The following is an 18,034-nucleotide window of genomic DNA, read 5'->3' on the forward strand; positions in this document are numbered from 1 at the left end:
GCCGCCCTATGTAAACATCACAGTTTACAAACACAAGCGCTGTGGCGCTGGAGGGTTCTTCGATGAAATACAAGCAACTCGGACATACCGGTCTTTACGTCTCGGAGCTGACGCTGGGCACCATGACCTTCGACGACGAAGGCGGCAGCTATGCCGGCCTCATGGGGGCCACGGGTCAGGACCTAGCCACCCGCATGGTGGATCTGTCGATCGAGGCGGGGATCAACATCTTCGACACCGCCAATGTCTACAGCTCCGGCGTCTCCGAAGAGATGCTGGGCCGTGCACTGGGGGGCCGGCGCAAGGACATGCTGATCGCCACCAAGCTCGCCAGCACCCTGACCACCGGGCCGAACGACTTCGGCACCAGCCGGCTCGCCGTCATGCGCGAGGTGGAGGGGAGCCTGTCGCGGCTCGGCACCGACTACATCGACCTCTATCAGGTCCACAGCTTCGACTACACCACCCCGCTCGAAGAGACGCTGCGCGCGCTCGACGATCTCGTGCGGCAGGGCAAGGTGCGCTATATCGGCCTGTCGAACTTTGCCGGTTGGCAGATCGCCAAGGCCGACGGGCTGGCGCGGCAGCTGGGCACCGAACGCTTCGCCTCGGCGCAGTCCTACTATAGCCTCGCGGGCCGCGAGCTGGAGCGCGATGTGATCCCGGCAGTGCGCGATCTCGGCCTCGGCACCTTCATCTGGAGCCCGCTCGCGAGTGGCTTCCTGAGCGGCAAATACACCCGTAACGGCGAAGCGGCGGGCCGTCGCGCGAAGTTCGAGTTCCCCCCAGTCGACAAGGATCAGGGCTTCGACATCATCGACGTGCTGGCGCAAATCGCCGAGGCGAAGACCGCCTCGGTCGCGCAGGTCGCCTTGGCCTGGCTGCTGCACAAGCCGGGCGTCACCAGCGTGATCGTCGGCGCGCGCAAGGAAGAGCAGCTGATCGACAATCTCGGCGCTTCCGACATCGCACTCGGGGATGATGAGATGGCGCGGCTCGACGAGGTCAGCGCGCTCAAGCCCGAATATCCCGGCTACTTGCCGCAGATGCGGCGCGGCGACAGCCTGTTCGCCCGGCGCAACGGCTGAGCCTTCCCAACCTTCGGGGGCCCCGGCCTTGCCGGGTGCCCCTCCGATTCAGAGGACGAGACATGAAACAGACCCAATTCGGACCCAAGGGCTGGACGCCCGAGCGTCTCGGCAACCTTGCCGGCAAGACCTATGTCATCACCGGCGCCAATGCAGGGGCGGGCTTTCAGGCCGCGCGTATTCTTCTTTCCAAGGGTGCCAAGGTCGTGATGCTGAACCGCAGCGCCGAGAAATCGACGGCGGCTGTCAACAAACTGAAGCAGGAATTCGGCGCGAAAGCTGATGTCAGCTTCGTGCGCATGGACCTGTCCGAGCTGGCCTCGGTGCGCGCCGCTGCCGAAGAGGTGCTGAAGACCGTGCCGCGCATCGACGCGCTGATCTGCAACGCCGCGATCGCGCAGGTGCCGACGCAAAAGCTGACCGTAGACGGCTTCGAGAGCCAGCTGGGCACCAACCATTACGGCCACTTCGCCTTGTGCGGCATGCTCTTCGACCGGATTGAGGAGTCGCGTGGCCGGATCGTCGTCATGGCCAGCCTCGGCTACAACATGGGGATCAAGACGATCCAGTTCGACGACATGAACTGGGACAGGAACTACAGCCCCAACCCCGTTTATAGCCAGAGCAAGCTGGCGCAGATGATGTTCGCCTACGAGCTTCAGGACCGGGTCAAGGCGGCGGGCAGGAACGTCGAGGTCTATGTCTGCCACCCCGGTGCCTCCGCGACCTCGCTGATCAGCACCAGCGGCGGGCGTTTCACGCGCTTTACCTGGTGGCTGATGACCAAGACCCCCTTCGTGCAATCCGCCGAAAGAGGCGCCTATCCCGAGGTCATGTGCGCGACTGAGGACGGGCTGGAACAGCGCGCCCTGCACGGTCCCACGGGCCGGATGCAGACCAGCGGTCCGGTTGGCCAAGGCAAGCTGGAGCCGCACGCCCATGACAAAGCAGTCATGGTCAGGTTGTGGGATAGGTCGGAGAAGGACACCGGGTTCAACTGGAGCCTCGACTGAAAACGGCTTCCCCCAGGAAGGGTGCGTTTCGAGCATGCCAATCCGGAAACCCCGGTCATGCCAGCGGGCGAAGCGCAGGTCGCGCCTCGCTCGCCATGGCGGCTACCGGAGCAGAGGACCGGGCGGCGAGGGCAGTCCTTTACGAGGCATGGGTGCTGTAACCGTTCAGGGACGGATTGGACATCTCATGGCGCGTTCGCGCTTTCGTCACATGCTTGCAGGGCCTTCGCCAACCTGCACGCTGCCTCGTGCTGGCTGAGGAACACTTCGCCGGTCAGTTCGTCGAGGAAGTGGCTGCGCTTGAGGCGGTCCATCACCGGGCCCTTCACCTCGCTCAGGTGCAGGCGCACGCCCGCATCGTGCAGCCGGGTGTTGATCGCCTCGAGCGATTCCAGCGCCGAGAGGTCGATCTCGTTCACTGCCGGGAACATCAGCACCACGTCGGTCAGCTCGGGCTTGTCGGCGGCGTAGTTCGACAGCTGGTCCTCGAGGTAGCGGGCGTTCGGGAAGTAGAGGCTCTCGTCCATGCGCAGCGTCAGCACATGCGGCTGCGTCTCGACCTCGTGGCGCAGCACGTTGCGAAAGTGCTCGGTGCCGGGCACCCGACCGACCACCGCCATATGCGGCCGCGAGGTCTTGTAGAGATGCACGAAAATCGAGGTGACGACCCCCGCCGTGACGCCCACCTCGACGCCGAAGACCAGCGTCAGCAGGATCGTCGTCGAAACGGCGGCGAAATCGGCGCGGCTGAAGTGCCAGGCGCGCTTGAGGATCGAGAAGTCGACGAGGCTCAGGACGGCGACGATGATCGTCGCCGCCAGCGTCGCTTTCGGCAGGAAGTGGATCAGCGGCGTCAGGAACAGCGCGGCCAGCGCGAGGCCTGCGGCGGTAAAGGCCCCGGCGGCGGGCGTCTCGGCGCCCGCGTCGTAGTTCACCACCGAGCGCGAAAAGCCCCCCGTGACCGGAAAGCCGCCGGTGAAGGCCGCGCCGAGATTGGCGGTGCCGAGGCCGATCAATTCCTGGTCGGGGTCGATGCGCTGGCGCTTCTTGGCAGCCAGTGTCTGCGCCACCGAGATGCTCTCGACGAAGCCGATGATCGAGATCAGCAGGGCGGGCACGAAGAGCTGCGACAGCAGCTCGGGCGAGAAGGAGGGCAGAGTGAGCGGCGGCAGGCTTTGTGGCACTTCGCCGACGATGGCGACGCCGCGTGCGCCCAGATCGAAGATCCAGACCGCGAGGGTGGTGACGACGATGGCCAACACGGGGCCGGTCTTGGCGCCGATATCGGACATGCGCGGCCCGAGGCCGATACGGCGCAACAGCGGCTTCAGCCCCTTGCGCACCCAGAACAGGAAGGCGGTGGCCGAGACGCCCAGACCCACGGTGATGAGGTTGATCTCGCCCAGATGCGCAAGAAGGCTGCCCACGATCTCGAGCAGCGTGTGGCCTTCGCCTTGGATGCCGAGGATGTGGCGCAGCTGGCTCGCCGCAATCAGGATGCCGGATGCGGTGATGAAGCCCGCGATCACCGGGTGCGACAGGAAGTTTGCCAGAAACCCGAGCCGGAACAGCCCCAGCGCCAGCAGCATCGCGCCTGACAGGAACGCGAGCGTCAGAGCCGCAGCGACGTAGCCCGCCGTGCCGCTCTCGGCGATGTTGCCCACCGCCGCCGCCGTCATCAGCGACACCACTGCGACCGGGCCGACGGCCAGCGCGCGCGAGGTGCCGAAGATCGCATAGAGCAGGATCGGCGCGATCGAGGCATAGATCCCGGCCTCTGGCGGCATGCCCGCGAGCAGCGCGTAGGCCAGCGATTGCGGGATCAGCATGATCGTCACGATGACGGCGGCGACCATGTCGCCGGTGAAGGTCGAGCGGTCGTAGCGCCGCCCCCAGTCAAGGATCGGCAGGTAGCGCGACAGCGGGGGCAGGGTCATCCGAATCCGTCCGGTCTGAGGGGGGAAAGGAAAGCGGGCGGCTCGCAGGCCGCCCGAGATCGTCCTAGTCGAAGCGGTTCACCGGCAGCTTCAGATAGTGGTTGCCGTCATCCTCGGCCGCGGGCAGCCGACCGCCGCGCAGGTTGATCTGCAACGCCGCGAGGATGCGGTTCGGCAGCGCCAGTGTCTTGTCGCGCTTTTGCCGACGTTCGATGAAGGCTTCGCGCTCGGTGCCGTCCTTGACGTGGATGTTGTGCGCCCGGTGCTCGTCGACCGTGGCCTCCCACATCGGCTCCTTGCGCTCCTTGGTGCCGTAGTCGTGGCCGACGTTGAGGCGGGTGTTGCCGGGCAGCGCGAGGATGGCTTGGATCGAGTCCCACAGTTCGGCGGTGCCGCCCCCCGGAAAATCCGAGCGCGAGGTACCAGCATCAGGCTGCATCAGCGTGTCATGCACGAAGGCCGCGTCGCCGCAGACATAGGTGATCGAACCCAGCGTGTGACCGGGCGAGAGCATGACCTTCGCGTCCAGTTCACCGATCTTGAAGGTCTCGCTCTCCTCGAACAGGTGGTCGAAATCGCGGGAGGGCGCGAAGGCCTCGGGCAGGTTGTAGAGATCCGCCCACATATTGGCGATTTCGGGCACCAGCGCGCCGATCGCGTTGGGGGCACCGGTCCGCTCCTTGAGGTGGGCCGAGGCCATGACGTGGTCGGCGTGGGGGTGGGTGTCGAGCACCCACTGCACCTTCAGGTCATGCTCGCGCACGATGTCGAGCACCTGGTCCATGCTCTCGGTCGAAAAGCGGTAGTTCTTGGGGTCGAAGTTCCACACCACGTCGATCAGCGCCGCCTGACGGGTCTTGGGGTCGGCGCAGATGTACTGGATCGACCCAGTGTCGGGCTCGTAGATGCCCCAGACATCGGGGCTGCCTTCGCCGGTCGAAGGCGAATGGCGCACGACGCGGCTCTTCAGGGGATCGGTCATTGAGTGGCTCCTTTGCTAAAGGGCAGGGAGAGATCGGGTGTGTGCCGGGCGAGCCACATGCCCGCCAGCATGAAGGGCACGAAGATCAGCGTGCCGGTCGCCATGATCGGCAGCGCGGTCAGCGCCGGGCCGGGGCAGAAGCCGCCGAGCCCCCAACCGGTGCCGAACAGCACCGCGCCGGCCATGAGCTTGGGGTCGAGGTCGGTTCGGTCTGGAATTCGGAACTCGGTATCGAAAAAGGGACGCGAGCGGCTGCGGGTGAGCCAGGCAAAGCCCGGTGCTGTCACCGCGATGGCGCCGCCCATGACGAAGGCGAGGCTCGGATCCCACGTGCCGAACACGTCGAGGAAGTTCAGCACCTTGGCCGGGTCGGACATGCCCGAGACGATCAGACCGAAGCCGAAGATCAGGCCCGACAAAAGTGCGAAGATCTGTTTCATCTCAGCCTCCGATCACATGGCGGGTAATGAAGACGGTCACGAAGGCCGCCGCCATGAAGGTCGCCGTTGCCACGATCGAGCGCATCGAGCCGCGCGAGATACCGCAGACGCCGTGGCCCGAGGTGCACCCATTGCCATAGGTGGCGCCGAAGCCCACCAGCAGGCCCGCGACCGCCATCAGCGCCGGGCTCGACGGCACCCATTGCTGCGGCCATTCGCCCGAGACCAGCAGCCAGATCGGCGCGGCCAGCAGCAGGCCCACCACGAACAGCGCCGAGACGCCGCGCGCCTCGCCGTCGGTGGAACGCGCGAAGAGGCGCGAGGTCAGACCGCTGATCCCGGCGATGCGACCATTGGTGGCCATCAGCAGCACCGCCGAGGCCCCGATCATCATGCCGCCGCCAAGCGACAGCCATGGGGTGAATGAGGTTTCCATCTCTCGACTCCGTGATACATCGCCCAACGCCAGCGGGCTTGTCTTGTTTCAGAACATCAATATATTTGCTTTTGTGAATATTCAATGGGCCGCATATGAAAATCACCGACGACTTCCTCGACGGCGACATCGCGGGCGCGGCGGCGCTGATGGGCATGCTGGCTTCGGAAGCGCGGCTGCAGATCCTATGTCGGCTGCTTGATGGCGAACGGTCCGTGGGGGATCTGGCACAGGCCTGTGGGATGTCGCAGCCGACCATGTCGCAGCAGCTCAAACGCCTCAAGGAGGCCGGCTTGGTCGACGGGCGGCGCGACGGGCAAACGATCTATTACGGCGTGAAGGGCCGCGAGGTGGCCGCCGTGCTGGAGACGCTTCATGCACTGTATTGTGCGCAGGGCAAACCGAACGGCGAAGCAGACCTCGACCCCGCCTGAAAGCCATGCCGGAACGGCCATCGACGACACCTGATCGGCCTCGTGATCTCAAGGAGACCGATGGTGCGAGGCCTTTTTCAACCCGTCGCAATCAGGCCCAGACGGAGCATCCGGCGGGATGGTCCCATGATGCCAGATCGGTCCGGCTCCGTCACCCGGACCGCTTGCTCGTGCCGCCCCGGCGTCACTCGGCCGCGACGTTTTCCTTGCCCAGAAAGACCTCGCGCGCGGCCGCCTGCGCATCGGCGAGCAGGCGGCTCGCCTTTTCGCCATTGACGGGCCTGCCCAGGTGGAAGCCCTGCGCCACGTCGCAACCGAGCTGCATCAACCGCGTGATCTGCTCGGAGGTCTCCACCCCTTCGCCCACCGCGCCGACCGACAATTCGCGGGCCATGTTCGTCACCGCCTGCGCCACCGCCCAGGCCTTGTGGTCGGTCTGCGACACGTTGATGAAGCTGCGATCGATCTTGATCTGGTCGAGTTCGAAATCGCGCAGATGTGTGAAGGAGGAGTAGCCGGTCCCGAAATCATCCATCGCGATCTTCACGCCCATGCTGCGCAGCGCGATCAGGTTGCGCGCCAGATGCGCGCCGTCGCGCACCAACGCAGTCTCGGTCAACTCGAGCGTCAGGCGCGTGGCCGCCAGCCCATGCCGCTCCAGTGCCTTGCGCACCACTTCGACGATCGACGGAAGGCGCATCTGCAGCGGCGAGACATTGATCGCGATATGGATGTCCGTGGACCATTCCGAAAGCTGGCGACAGGCCTCGTTGATCACCCATTCACCGATCTGAATGATCATGCCGTTTTCTTCGCTCAGCGGGATGAAATCTGCCGGAGAGATGAGCCCGCGCACCGGGTGGCGCCAGCGGATCAGCGCCTCGAAGCCGAGGATCGAGCGGTCGGACAGGCGGAAGATCGGCTGGTAGTCGAGTTCGAACTCTTCGCATTTCAGCGCCTGCGCGAGATCGCTCTCCATCTGGCGACGCTCAAGGGCCTGCTCCATCATGCCGTCTTCGTAGAACTGGATGCGATTCCGGCCGAGGTTCTTGGCCCGGTAGAGGCCAAGATCGGCGCGCTGCAGCGCTTCGGAGGCGCCGATGCCGTCGCCGGTCAGGCTCGCGCCGATGCTGCAGCCGATGGTGATGGTGTGGCCATCCACGTCGTAGGGCGCGCCGATGCTTTCAATGATGTTCCGTCCGGTTTCCAACGCCTCGACCTCGCCCGCGCCATTGAGGACGGCCACGAGTTCGTCGCCGCCCAGCCGGAACACCGTGGCAGAGGAGCCGGCGGCGTCGAGCAGGCGGCGCGCGACCTGTACCAGAAGACCGTCCCCCACGGGATGGCCCAGCGTGTCGTTGACCACCTTGAAGTGATCGAGGTCGATCATCAGCAGCGCGCGCTGGTGCCGCGCCGGGTTGAGCGTGGCCATGTGGTCGCGAAAGCTGCGGCGGTTTGGCAGACCGGTGAGCGCGTCGTGAAAGGCCATATGCGCGATCTTGGCCTGCGCGGCGCGGTGCTCGGTGAAGTCGTCGAAGGTGATCACGACCTCGCCTCCGGGCACCTTGCGGCTAGAGATGCACAGAACCTTACCGTTGGCGAACTCTTCCTCGTCGCGCAGCATGGCGTTCTTGCTCAGGCGCTTGAGATGGGTCTCGATCGTTGAGGCGAGGCGTTCGCTCTCCCAGTTGCGCTGGCGTCCGATGGCATCGAGCAGATGGTCGAGCGTGTCGCCCGCCCCGACATCGGATTCCTCAATGGCGAAAAGCTCGTAGCTGCGCTCGTTGATCGCGGTGATCACCCGGTCGGCGTCGATCATGATCAGCGCGTTGGACATGTTCTGCAGCGCCGCGAGAAAGGAGGCTTCCTTGCGTTCGATCGCCTTTTGCGCAGTCATGAGGCGATGGCGGTTCGCCATTGCGGTCATCGCCGCATAGCACAGCCCCAAGGCGGCAAGGCCGGTGAAAATCGACAGGATTTGACGGTCGATACCAAAGACGCCCCGGCCGATGACCATCACCGAGAGCCCGGACATGGCGGTGAAGTGCAAAGAGCAGACACCGGCCACGAAGGCCGTGCCGCGCAGCCATCTCGCGCGCCGGCTTACCCCCCTGACGGCCATGGCGGGTGCGAAGAACACCATCCCCAGAAGGATCGCCACGAGCGTGGTGTCCGACTGGTGATGCATCGGGCTTTGCATCGCCATCATGCCGGTGAAATGCATCGCCCCGACGCCGGCCCCGGCCACGGCGCCCAACACCGCCCGCGACCAACGCCGCCGCAGAAGGCAGGCCGCCGCCAGCGGCAGGCCGACGAACAAGATACCGACCAACGCCGAAATCGCCGTGGTGCCGGGCGCATAGCTTACCGAGGCTGCGGGGCGATATCCGACCATGGCGATGAAATGCGTAGTCCAGACGCCAAGACCCGCCACGACTGTGATCCACGCGAGGGGGGCGAGCCGCGCCCGCCCTTCGGTGACGGCGACGTTGCGCATCAGGATCACCAGCGTCACGGCCATGGCCGTGCAGACGAAGGCTGCCATCACCAAGAACTCGGTCTGAGTGTGCAGCAGCCCCTGCACGAGCGACATGAACATGATCTTAATCCCCGATTACCTCGTTTCGGATTGACCGGGGAGTTCGACGGAATAATGGCGCAAATGGTGCTTTTGTCGCCAATCCGGGTGCAATCGCCATGCGCAAAATCGCCGTTTCAGCCCGAGGGCTGAACGGCAATATCTGATCGTGCGAAGTCAATGAAACCGGCTTGGCCGCCAGTGGTCAGGTCATCTCACGGAAGCCATGGTTCCCTTGGGAGCCAAAGCCCCCAGAGGCCACGACGCCCCTGATATCGTTGACCTCCTGCGTGCCGAGCGGCATCGAGAAGCGCACGCCGGTATAGCGATCATTCGACCAGATGACCTGCGCGGCGATACGCCGGTAAGTGTGACAAATGATGATCCGGCTGTTGCTTTGAAGCGCCGGCAGGCCCTTAAGGCGGGCGCCCGAAGGGCTGATGTCCACGAGGCGGGCGCGGTTGACCGACCCGTTCAATTCGACGCGGCATTCGCTGTCCGCAGGGTAGCGCATGTTGCGGTAACGCATGACGGGATCCTCGCTGTGATTCCAAGGCTGCGGTGTCCCGCACCGACGCATACTCCGGTGATATCGTATCGGGGGCTACCGGCGCTCGAGAAAAACCCTGAACTGTTGCATGGAATCGTAAGATTTTCGCTGAAAAACATGGCTATGAGGTTAATGGCCGGGCAGTCGTTCTTCCTCCGTCAGGTTCTGGGACCTCGCCGTTCCTCAGCTTGTTTGGCCAAACGTAATGGCAGCCCGGGGATACACCACGGGCAGAAGCGCCTTGGGGGCAATCCACCCCGGAATGTCCTTGGGTTTCCTCGTCCTATCCGGCTGTTCAAAGCACAGTGCCGCCCGGAAATTCCCCTTCCAAGCTTGCACCTTTCTCGGGCTGACGTCGAGTAAGTGCCAAGCGAGTTTTCTTGCCGCACCGGACTCCCGCCCCTTTACTCGCCCCTATCGAGGGACCGCGCAGGGTCCGAGATGTTCACGGAGAACCGAGACATGAGCGAACAGACCCTTCTGGCCTGGTGGAGCTTCAACAACAGCGACGATGACGGCGATCTGCTGAACGCGACCTTGGACGATGCCGACGCGCGGTCGCGATACGGCCACATGCTGGACAACAACGGTTTCGACGACGGGTTTCTTGATCCCGCCGAGCCGATGTCGGGCATCGTGCCACAGCTTTTGGGCATCGATGCGCTGTTTCCGGTGGCAAGCGCGGGCGAAGGCGTGCTGATCGGTTCGCCCGATCCCGACATCGGCGATCTGCCCGAAGTGGCTGGCTACGGGGCCTATCTCGATGTGACGGCCCTTGCGGGCGACAACTTCGCGACCTCCTCCTCGAACAACTGGGGCTCGTTCGGCGGCACCGGACTGAACCGGCCCGATGGCGCGTTTCCCGGTGGATCGCTGACCGTCACGGGCGAGGCTAACAACGAGGCGTATTTTGATATCCACGCCGATCTCGGCGACTGGAGCAATGTCGACATCACTTGGGCCAACCGGGGCAGCTCCTCGGGCTTCGACAGCCGCATCGTCTCGGTCTCGACCGATGGCGGCGTGACCTTTACCGAGATATTCGCCGACAGCGGCACCCTGACCAGCAGTTGGGCGATCGAGACGGCGGACGCGAGCACCCTGCTCGACGGGGCCTCGGATGCGATCATTCGCTTCACCCTCGATGGGGCGACCTCGCCCTCGGGCAACAACCGCTTCGACAACATCCAACTGACCGGAACCACGCTCGGCACGCCACCGCCGCCCGAGCCCGAAAAGGCCGAGCTGGTGTTCATCTCGACCATTCAGGGCACCCCGGATACCCAGATCATGAACCGGTTCGGGGATGAAGGCTCCTCGCCGCTCGATGGCGAGGAGGTGCGGATCGAGGGCATCGTCACCGCGACCTTCCCTGATCTGCGCGGCTTCTTCGTGCAGGAAGAGGCCGCCGACAGCGACGGCGACCTGCGTTCCTCCGAAGGCATCTTCGTCTATGCGCCCGGCGGGTTCACCGTCGCCGAAGGCTACAGCGTGTCGGTCACCGGCACGGTGAGCGAGAACTTCGGCATGACCCAGATCCGGGCCGAGGATGGCGGAGCAACCATCGAAACGCTCGACGACGGCAACAACCTCGATCTTATCGACGTGCCGGTCATAGACCGCGCGCAGTTTGGCGGGAACGAGGAGCTGACCGCGCTGGAGCAGTTCGAGGGCATGAAGATCGGCTTCGCTCAGGAGATGGTCGTCTCGGAGTATTTCGAGCTGGCGCGATACGGGCAGGTCACCCTCTACGAAGGCGCGCGCCCGTACCAATATACCCAACTCAACGCCCCGGACGAGGCAGGCTATCAAGCCTATCTCGACGAGCTCGCCACCCGGCGTATCATCCTCGACGACGGCAACAACACCCAGAACGCGGCGACGCCGGATGGCGAGATCTTCCATCCGCAACCGGGCGGCTTCTCGACCGGCACCCAAGGCGAAGACTTCTTCCGCGGCGGCGACGTGGTCACCGACCTCAACGGCGTGCTGCACTGGTCCTATGCAGGCCAGTTCGGCACCGATGCGTGGCGCCTGCGCCCGACCGAGGCCGACCCGGTGACCTTCACCCCCGTCAACGAACGCAGCGAGACGCCCGAGGATGTCGGCGGCTCTCTCAAGGCCGCGTCGTTCAACGTACTGAACTACTTCACCACGCTCGACGACGGATCGAACACCACCGCCACCGGCCTCGACCCGCGCGGCGCCGACAGTGCCGCAGAGCTGGAACGGCAGACCGACAAGATCGTCGAGGCGCTGGTCAAGCTCGACGCGCAGGTCGTGGGCCTGATCGAGATCGAGAACGACGACGGGGCGGCCACCGCCGCGCTGGTCGAGGCGGTCAACGCCCGTCTGGGTACCGAGACCTATGCCTATGTCGATACCGGGCTGATCGGCACCGACGCGATCAAGGTGGCGCTGATCTACGACCAGACCAAGGTGCGGCCCGTCGGCGATTATGCGATCCTCGACGAATCCGTCGACGCGCGGTTCCGCGACGGGGCGAACCGGCCCGCTCTGGCGCAGACCTTCGAGGAAATCGAAACCACCGGCATTTTCACCGCCACCGTCAATCACCTGAAGTCCAAGGGGTCGATCTTCGAGGGCGACGCCGCCTCGGGGGATGGCGCGGGCAACAACGACCAGATCCGCACCGATGCCGCCGCTGCTCTCGTCGATTGGCTCGCCACCGATCCGACCGGCTCGGGCGACGCCGATCAGCTGATCCTGGGCGATCTGAACTCCTATGCGATGGAGGACCCGATCGAGACGATCCGTCAGGGGGCCGACGGCATGGCCGGCACCTCCGACGATTTTGTCGACCTGCTTGCGGCCCGCGCGGGCGATGCCGCCTACAGCTATCTCTTCGACGGGCAGCTCGGCACGCTTGATTACGCGATGGCCAACACCGGCCTCGCCACGCAGGTCACGGGCGCGACAGCTTGGCACATCAACGCCGACGAGGTGCCGCTGTTCGACTACAATGACGATATCCGCGACCCCAGCGAGCGCAGCTTCGAAGAGGAGCCCTCCGGCAACGACCTCTACGAGGCCAACGCCTTCCGCGCCTCGGATCACGATCCGATCCTGGTCGGGCTCGATCTCGCGCCGACCTTCAACATCGTGGCGGGCGGCAGCGACAGGAACGACAAGCTGTCGGGCACCGACGGGCGTGACCTGATCGCCAGCGGAGCGGGGCGGCTCGACAAGGTGACGGGCGGTGCCGGCGCGGATCGCTTCGTTTTCGGGACCGAAACCTCGAACGGCATGCGCGAGCGGGAGATGATCATCGACTACGAGGTCGGCCTCGACGTGATCGACCTTGGCGGCGCCCGGATCGCCGGGGCGCGCACGACCGGCAATCATCTCAAGATCGAGCTGGCGGGCGACAGGGACGAGATCTTCGTGAAGTTCGTGGACGACCTTGCCGACATCACCTTCATGAATGAAGGCGCCATGGCCTTCGTTTGACGGGCTGTCTTGCGGGGCGGTGCCGAACGGCTGCCGCCCGGCCATCCTATGATGGCCTCGGGCGGCACCCGATTTGCAAGCGGGCTGGGCTCCGGCTCAGCCTTCGCGCGCCAGCCGCTCGGCGGTCCGGTCGAGGATACGGCCCATCCGCGCGACGATCTCGTCGACGTCGGTCTCGGTCACGATCATCGGCGGGCAAAGCGCCAGTGTGTCGCCCACGTTGCGGCAGATCAGACCCTCTTCATGGCCGGTCTCGAAGGCCATGAGGCCGACCCGGCCCACCGGGTCGAAGGGCCGCTTCGTCGCCTTGTCCGCCACCAGCTCCAACCCCGCGATCAGCCCTGCGCCACGCACCTCGCCCACCAGCGGGTGATCGGCATAGGCCCTGAGCCCGTCCTGCATCCGCGCGCCCATGCGGGCCGCGTTGCCGATCAGGTCGCGTTCCTCGATGATATGCAGGTTCTCAAGCCCCACGGCCGTCGCCACCGGATGTCCCGAGGCGGTGAAGCCATGACCGAAGGTGCCGATCCGCGCGGTGTTGTCGGCGATGGCATCATAGACCTTCTCCGAAAACACGATCGCGGCCAGCGGCATGTAGGAGGAGGTGAGCTGCTTGGAGGTCACCATGATGTCGGGCGTGAAGCCGTAATGCACGCAGCCGAAGGACGACCCCAACCGTCCGAAGCCGCAGATCACCTCGTCGGAGACCAGCAGGATGTCGTGCTTGCGGCACAGTGCCTCGATGCCGGGCCAGTAGCCTTCGGGGGGCGGCATGACGCCGCCCGCGGCCATCAGCGGCTCACCGATGAAGGCGGCGATGGTCTCGGGCCCCTCTCGCTCGATCACCTCCTCGGCTTCCTTGAGGAGCCGCGCGGTGAAGTCGGCTTCGCTCTCGTCCTCCTGACCAAAGCGGTAGTGATGCGGGCAGGTCAGATGCATGACCGGGATCGCCGGAAGGTCGAAGTGCATGTGGTTGTAGGGCAGCCCGGTGAGCGAACCCGAAGCCACGGTGATGCCGTGATAGCCCTTGGTCCGGGCGAGGAACTTCTTCTTCTCGGGCCGCCCCAGCGCATTGTTCATGAACCAGACCATCTTCACGACGGTGTCGTTGGCCTCCGAACCGGACGAGGTAAAGAATACCCGGTCGAGTCCCTCGGGCGTCATCTCGACGAGCTTCTCGGCCAGCCGGATCGACGGCTCATGGGCTTTGTGCGCAAAGCTGTGGTAATAGGGCAGGGCCTGCATCTGTTTATGCGCCGCCTCGACGAGCCGCGGCTCGGAGAAGCCGACGCCCACGGACCACAGCCCTGACAACCCCTCGATGTACTGCTTGCCCACTTCGTCATAGACATGGATCCCCTCGCCGCGTGAGATCACCAGCGGGCCGCGCTCCTCGTGGCGGCGGGCGTTGGTGTAGGGGTGCAGAGCGGTGGCGATGTCCGCCTGCGCGAGCGAGTTCGAAAGCTTGGTCATCGGCGGGCTCCATCGGCTAAGGTGGACACGCATCAGGCATGCCGCGCTCCGGGTCGGGGCATGTTGCCCGAGCGGAGGTCAGGTCGAGATAACCATCCCGTCAGGGCGGAACGCAAGACGGCGCGACCCGATGCGGCACGGAACGCCGGACTTCGCAGCATGGCAACTTTGCGGCCCAGAATGTCGTTTGAAGGGGGGCTTGGTAGCGGAGGAGGGACTTGAACCCCCGACACGCGGATTATGATGCAGCAAAATCGGTTCGACGGCGCGCTACTCAATAATATAGGGTGAGACGCTGCAAGACGGAAATACTTCCTGTTTCCAATTATATGGCCGCCGCACCCTGTGTCTCATCCGGCCTCATCCGACCTCGGAAAATCGCATCCCAGCGCAGCGATTTCGCCACCCCAGCGCCACCCCAAAGGAAATTCCTTCCCGGCGAATTCACACGGACCGACTTCCTCCTCGCTAACAACGAGGAGCACGACCATGACAACCGACAATGACACCGCCCCCCGCGATTTTACCGATGTCTTCGTCCGCGGCTACAAGAACGCCTCTGGCAAGCGTGTCGAGATTCGGGACCTCAGGATCACCGGGTTGGTGATGCGGGTGACGCCGAAGAATAAGAAGACCTTCACTCTACACACCCGCACCGCCGTAGGCGACAAGGTGCAGATCACGATCGGGACCTACCCCGCCATTTCGCTGAAAGACGCGCGCGCGATTGCGATGAACCATCTTGCCGACATTCGGCGCGGCCATGACCCCCGGGAGCAGGCCCGTCTCGCCAAGGCGCTGGTCGAAGCGCGGAGCCTGACTCTGGCCGACCTGCTTGATGAGGTCGAACCGATCTTTGCCCTCACCAAGTCGGTCTGGCGCGCCGAGAGTCGCCGTGGTCGCAAGAAGACGGAAGCACGGGCTGCCATCGAGAACGTCTTTAACGCGCTTCTGAAAAGGCCACTGAACAAGGTCAGTCTGTCGGATCTCGCGAAAGCAGTGAACGGCTATAAGCCGCTGCGGCCACGGAAGGGCAAAACCAGCGCCAATGGCTCGGCGGCGCGGGCCCTGACCTATCTCCGGCCGGTATTCGACTGGGCCACTGGACGCGGCCGTTTCCGGAAAGAAGGCGCCGGACGCGATGCGAAGCTGGAGCTGCCGGACCTGGGCCTCATCCACGATCCGTCGATCGATGATCCGACCTTGGAAGGGAAGCGGGACCGGGTGCTTACTCAGGATGAACTCACCCGTGTTATGCCTCTCTTGGTCTATCCAGCTCCGGCAGGGCTGCGCGAGAAGCTCGACGCCCATGATGACTACGGTCCTGTGGCATTCCGCTTCTTGTTCCTTACATTGTCCCGTCGCGAAGAGGTTACCGACGCCTGTTGCAAGGATATTAACTTGTCCGCTCGCACTTGGACGAAGTTTGTGAAAACCAAACGACAGTCCGGCTCCCATGCCCCCGTGCAGCGCCGTAAAGTGACGGTTCCGTTGTCAGACGCGGCAATTGACCTTTTGCTGACACTTCCGAGCTTCATGAACGGCGGACCGGAAAACCTCGTCTTTCCGTCCTCGGGCAATGGCCCTCTCTGCAACTGGAATCGGACACAGGGCGCCATCAATTGCGCCAGCGGAACTTCTGATTGGCATCGCCATGATCTCCGGCGGACCGCGGCGACCATCTTGGGACAACTTGGGGTCAAGCCGGCTGTCACCGACACCCTTCTTTGCCACTTAAATCCCTATAACCGGGAGCAGGTCTCGTCGGCGGCGCCGAACTACATGATCGACACAAAGATCCTGAACGACGCTGTCGATCGCGAGCGTGTTGCGGTAAACCTACTGGCAGACGCCTTGGCATCGATTTGTGAAACTCGGGAAAGCATCCAGCTGTCGCGACCCGGAGGGACAACTGAAGCCATTCGGCCAAGGCGGTGCCAGTCGCCATGGGCCACCCCTGCTTAGGTGGTCATTGAACTGGCCCCGTTTCGACCGGACACTCAGGCATAACCATGGAGGCTTAGGCATATGCCTAAGCACGTGCTTATGTCTGACTACGAGATCATCACCGATGGCGGCCGCAGGCGCCGCTGGTCCTCGGCCGAGAAGCTTCGGATTGTCGAGGAGACGCTGGAAGATGGCGCCAGCATCTCGGTGGTCGCGCGCCGCAATGGCGTGGCGGCGAACCTGCTGTATCGTTGGCGGCGCCTGATGCTGGATGGGGGAGCCGTGGCCGTGTCCGGAGATGACGACGTCACCAGCAACCGCGCCGTCCGGCAGATGAAGGAGCGCATCCGCGAGTTGGAGCGGCAGCTCGGGCGCAAGGCGCTCGAGGTCGAGATCCTCAAGGAAGCCTTGGACAAGTCGCGCTCAAAAAAGCCGATCTGGCTCGCGCAGTCGCAGCCGAAAGGCGGTTCCCGGTGAAGGCCGTGGCCGAGACGCTGGGCGTCTCCCACTCGAACCTGAATGCCCGGCTGAACGGGAGTGCGAAGCCGCGTCGGCGCTATCACAAAGCGCAAGACGCGGTGGTGCTTCCGCTGATCTCGGCGCTCGTGGCAGCACGACTGACCTACGGCTACAGGCGCATCGCGGCGGTTCTGAACCGACGGCTTCGGGCCGATGGCGCCGCGCCTGTGAACCACAAACGGGTCTACCGCATCATGCAGGCGCACGACCTACTGCTGGCGCGCAGATACACCGACCGGCCGGAGCAGACGCATGAGGGCAAGGTCATCACCCTGCGCTCGAACATACGCTGGTGCTCGGACGGCTTCGAGTTCACCTGCTGGAACGGCGATGTCGTCCGAGGGGCCTTCATCATCGACGCGCATGACCGGGAGATCATCGCCTGGCGGGCCGTGGTGAACGCCGGCATCAGCGGCTCGGACATCCGCGACATGATGCTGGAGGCCGTCGAGGCCCGTTTCGGGAGCTACCGCACGCCTCACCCTCTCGAGATGCTCAGCGACAACGGCTCGCCCTACGTCGCCAAGGACACCCGCATCTTCGCCCGGCAGTTGGGCCTGAAGCCCTGCTACACGCCGGTAAAAAGCCCGCAGAGCAATGGCATCGCGGAGGCCTTCGTGAAGACGCTGAAGCGCGACTACGTCCATGTCACGCCGCTGCCGGATGCCGTTACTGTCCTCGAGTTGCTCGCCGACTGGTTCGAGGACTACAACAGCCATCACCCACACTCAGGGCTGAAGATGAGCTCGCCCCGCGAATTCATCTCAACTCAAACCGCAACCGCCTGAGTGTCCGGTGAAACGGGGGCAAGACCAGTCACTCACGAGTATGTTTTCCCTTGGTTCTACATCTGCGAGCGGTGCGCATAGGCGCGACGCTCGCAGTTGCCTGTCAATCTTGTTTCAACAATCAGGTGGCGACACAGCAGTCAGCAACCAGTCCAAGGGATGAGGTTTTGCAGCGCGAAATAACTCATCTCCAATTTGAGTCCTCAGGGAAAGCTAAAGCAGCAACCTCCTGCCATAGCTTGGTGCTCAAGTGTCACATCCCGGCAGGTAGTATGGTTGTTTCTTGAACAGCTTTGGCTTGAGATTGTGCCAGTCCTTCATCGCCTGCAAGGGCGTCTTGCTTCCCAAGGCTGATTGAGGAAGCTGCTGGTTATAGAG

Annotated in this window: 13 protein-coding genes and 1 pseudogene; 6 read left to right on the forward strand and 8 right to left on the reverse strand. The window is 64.1% G+C overall.

Annotated elements, in window-relative coordinates:
• The first annotated feature begins 62 nt into the window (after positions 1-62).
• Positions 63-1,088 carry an aldo/keto reductase gene (locus ACJASC_RS15560; RefSeq protein ID WP_021692678.1) on the forward strand — a complete coding sequence of 342 codons (1,026 nt, stop codon included), beginning with the start codon at positions 63-65 and terminating at the stop codon, positions 1,086-1,088.
• A gap of 62 nt (positions 1,089-1,150) precedes the next feature.
• The gene (locus tag ACJASC_RS15565; RefSeq protein WP_415146808.1) at positions 1,151-2,101 is read left to right on the forward strand and encodes an SDR family oxidoreductase; all 951 of its coding nucleotides are present in this window, start codon (positions 1,151-1,153) and stop codon (positions 2,099-2,101) included.
• 185 nt (positions 2,102-2,286) lie between these two features.
• On the opposite strand, the gene ACJASC_RS15570 is transcribed toward ACJASC_RS15565, so the two are convergent.
• The 4 genes from ACJASC_RS15570 to ACJASC_RS15585 form a co-directional block, all read right to left on the reverse strand.
• Positions 2,287-4,038: a SulP family inorganic anion transporter gene (locus tag ACJASC_RS15570; protein ID WP_415146809.1), complete on the reverse strand. Its 1,752-nt coding sequence runs from the start codon at positions 4,036-4,038 to the stop codon at positions 2,287-2,289.
• Positions 4,039-4,102: 64 nt separating this feature from the next.
• Positions 4,103-5,020, reverse strand: a complete 918-nt coding sequence (locus tag ACJASC_RS15575; protein WP_415146810.1) for an MBL fold metallo-hydrolase — start codon at positions 5,018-5,020, stop codon at positions 4,103-4,105.
• Positions 5,017-5,460 (reverse strand): DUF6691 family protein, encoded by a 444-nt coding sequence (locus ACJASC_RS15580; protein ID WP_415146811.1) that lies wholly within the window; start codon positions 5,458-5,460, stop codon positions 5,017-5,019. Before ACJASC_RS15580 ends, ACJASC_RS15575 begins: the two co-directional genes overlap by 4 nt.
• Position 5,461: 1 nt before the next feature.
• On the reverse strand, positions 5,462-5,896 hold the full coding sequence (locus tag ACJASC_RS15585) for a YeeE/YedE family protein (protein WP_415146812.1): 435 nt from the start codon (positions 5,894-5,896) through the stop codon (positions 5,462-5,464).
• A gap of 95 nt (positions 5,897-5,991) precedes the next feature.
• Between ACJASC_RS15585 and ACJASC_RS15590 the strand changes: the two genes are divergently transcribed.
• Positions 5,992-6,330, forward strand: a complete 339-nt coding sequence (locus tag ACJASC_RS15590; protein ID WP_415146813.1) for an ArsR/SmtB family transcription factor — start codon at positions 5,992-5,994, stop codon at positions 6,328-6,330.
• A 184-nt stretch (positions 6,331-6,514) separates the two neighbouring features.
• Here the strand turns inward: ACJASC_RS15590 and ACJASC_RS15595 are convergent, their stop codons facing one another.
• Positions 6,515-8,929, reverse strand: coding sequence for a bifunctional diguanylate cyclase/phosphodiesterase (locus ACJASC_RS15595; RefSeq protein ID WP_415146814.1), 2,415 nt, complete (start codon positions 8,927-8,929; stop codon positions 6,515-6,517).
• A 184-nt stretch (positions 8,930-9,113) separates the two neighbouring features.
• The gene (locus ACJASC_RS15600; RefSeq protein ID WP_415146815.1) at positions 9,114-9,437 is read right to left on the reverse strand and encodes a PilZ domain-containing protein; all 324 of its coding nucleotides are present in this window, start codon (positions 9,435-9,437) and stop codon (positions 9,114-9,116) included.
• A 483-nt stretch (positions 9,438-9,920) separates the two neighbouring features.
• Between ACJASC_RS15600 and ACJASC_RS15605 the strand changes: the two genes are divergently transcribed.
• Positions 9,921-12,929: an ExeM/NucH family extracellular endonuclease gene (locus tag ACJASC_RS15605; RefSeq protein ID WP_415146816.1), complete on the forward strand. Its 3,009-nt coding sequence runs from the start codon at positions 9,921-9,923 to the stop codon at positions 12,927-12,929.
• 96 nt (positions 12,930-13,025) lie between these two features.
• On the opposite strand, the gene ACJASC_RS15610 is transcribed toward ACJASC_RS15605, so the two are convergent.
• Positions 13,026-14,402, reverse strand: a complete 1,377-nt coding sequence (locus ACJASC_RS15610; protein ID WP_415146817.1) for an aspartate aminotransferase family protein — start codon at positions 14,400-14,402, stop codon at positions 13,026-13,028.
• Positions 14,403-14,891: 489 nt separating this feature from the next.
• On the opposite strand from ACJASC_RS15610, the gene ACJASC_RS15615 reads away from it, so the two are divergent.
• Both ACJASC_RS15615 and ACJASC_RS15620 read left to right on the forward strand, forming a co-directional pair.
• Positions 14,892-16,367 carry a tyrosine-type recombinase/integrase gene (locus tag ACJASC_RS15615; protein ID WP_415146818.1) on the forward strand — a complete coding sequence of 492 codons (1,476 nt, stop codon included), beginning with the start codon at positions 14,892-14,894 and terminating at the stop codon, positions 16,365-16,367.
• A 63-nt stretch (positions 16,368-16,430) separates the two neighbouring features.
• Positions 16,431-17,656 (forward strand): IS3 family transposase gene (locus ACJASC_RS15620; RefSeq protein WP_415146819.1). Its coding sequence is split into 2 segments (ribosomal slippage): positions 16,431-16,773 and positions 16,773-17,656, totalling 1,227 coding nucleotides; the frame shifts between segments, so codons are not numbered across the junction.
• A gap of 246 nt (positions 17,657-17,902) precedes the next feature.
• On the opposite strand, the pseudogene ACJASC_RS15625 reads toward ACJASC_RS15620, so the two are convergent.
• Positions 17,903-18,034, reverse strand: a pseudogene (locus ACJASC_RS15625) (IS481 family transposase); the annotation flags it as partial.

Origin of the sequence: Limimaricola cinnabarinus, from assembly GCF_047631075.1 — a bacterium.
In the GTDB taxonomy this organism is placed as follows: Bacteria; Pseudomonadota; Alphaproteobacteria; order Rhodobacterales; family Rhodobacteraceae; genus Limimaricola; species Limimaricola cinnabarinus.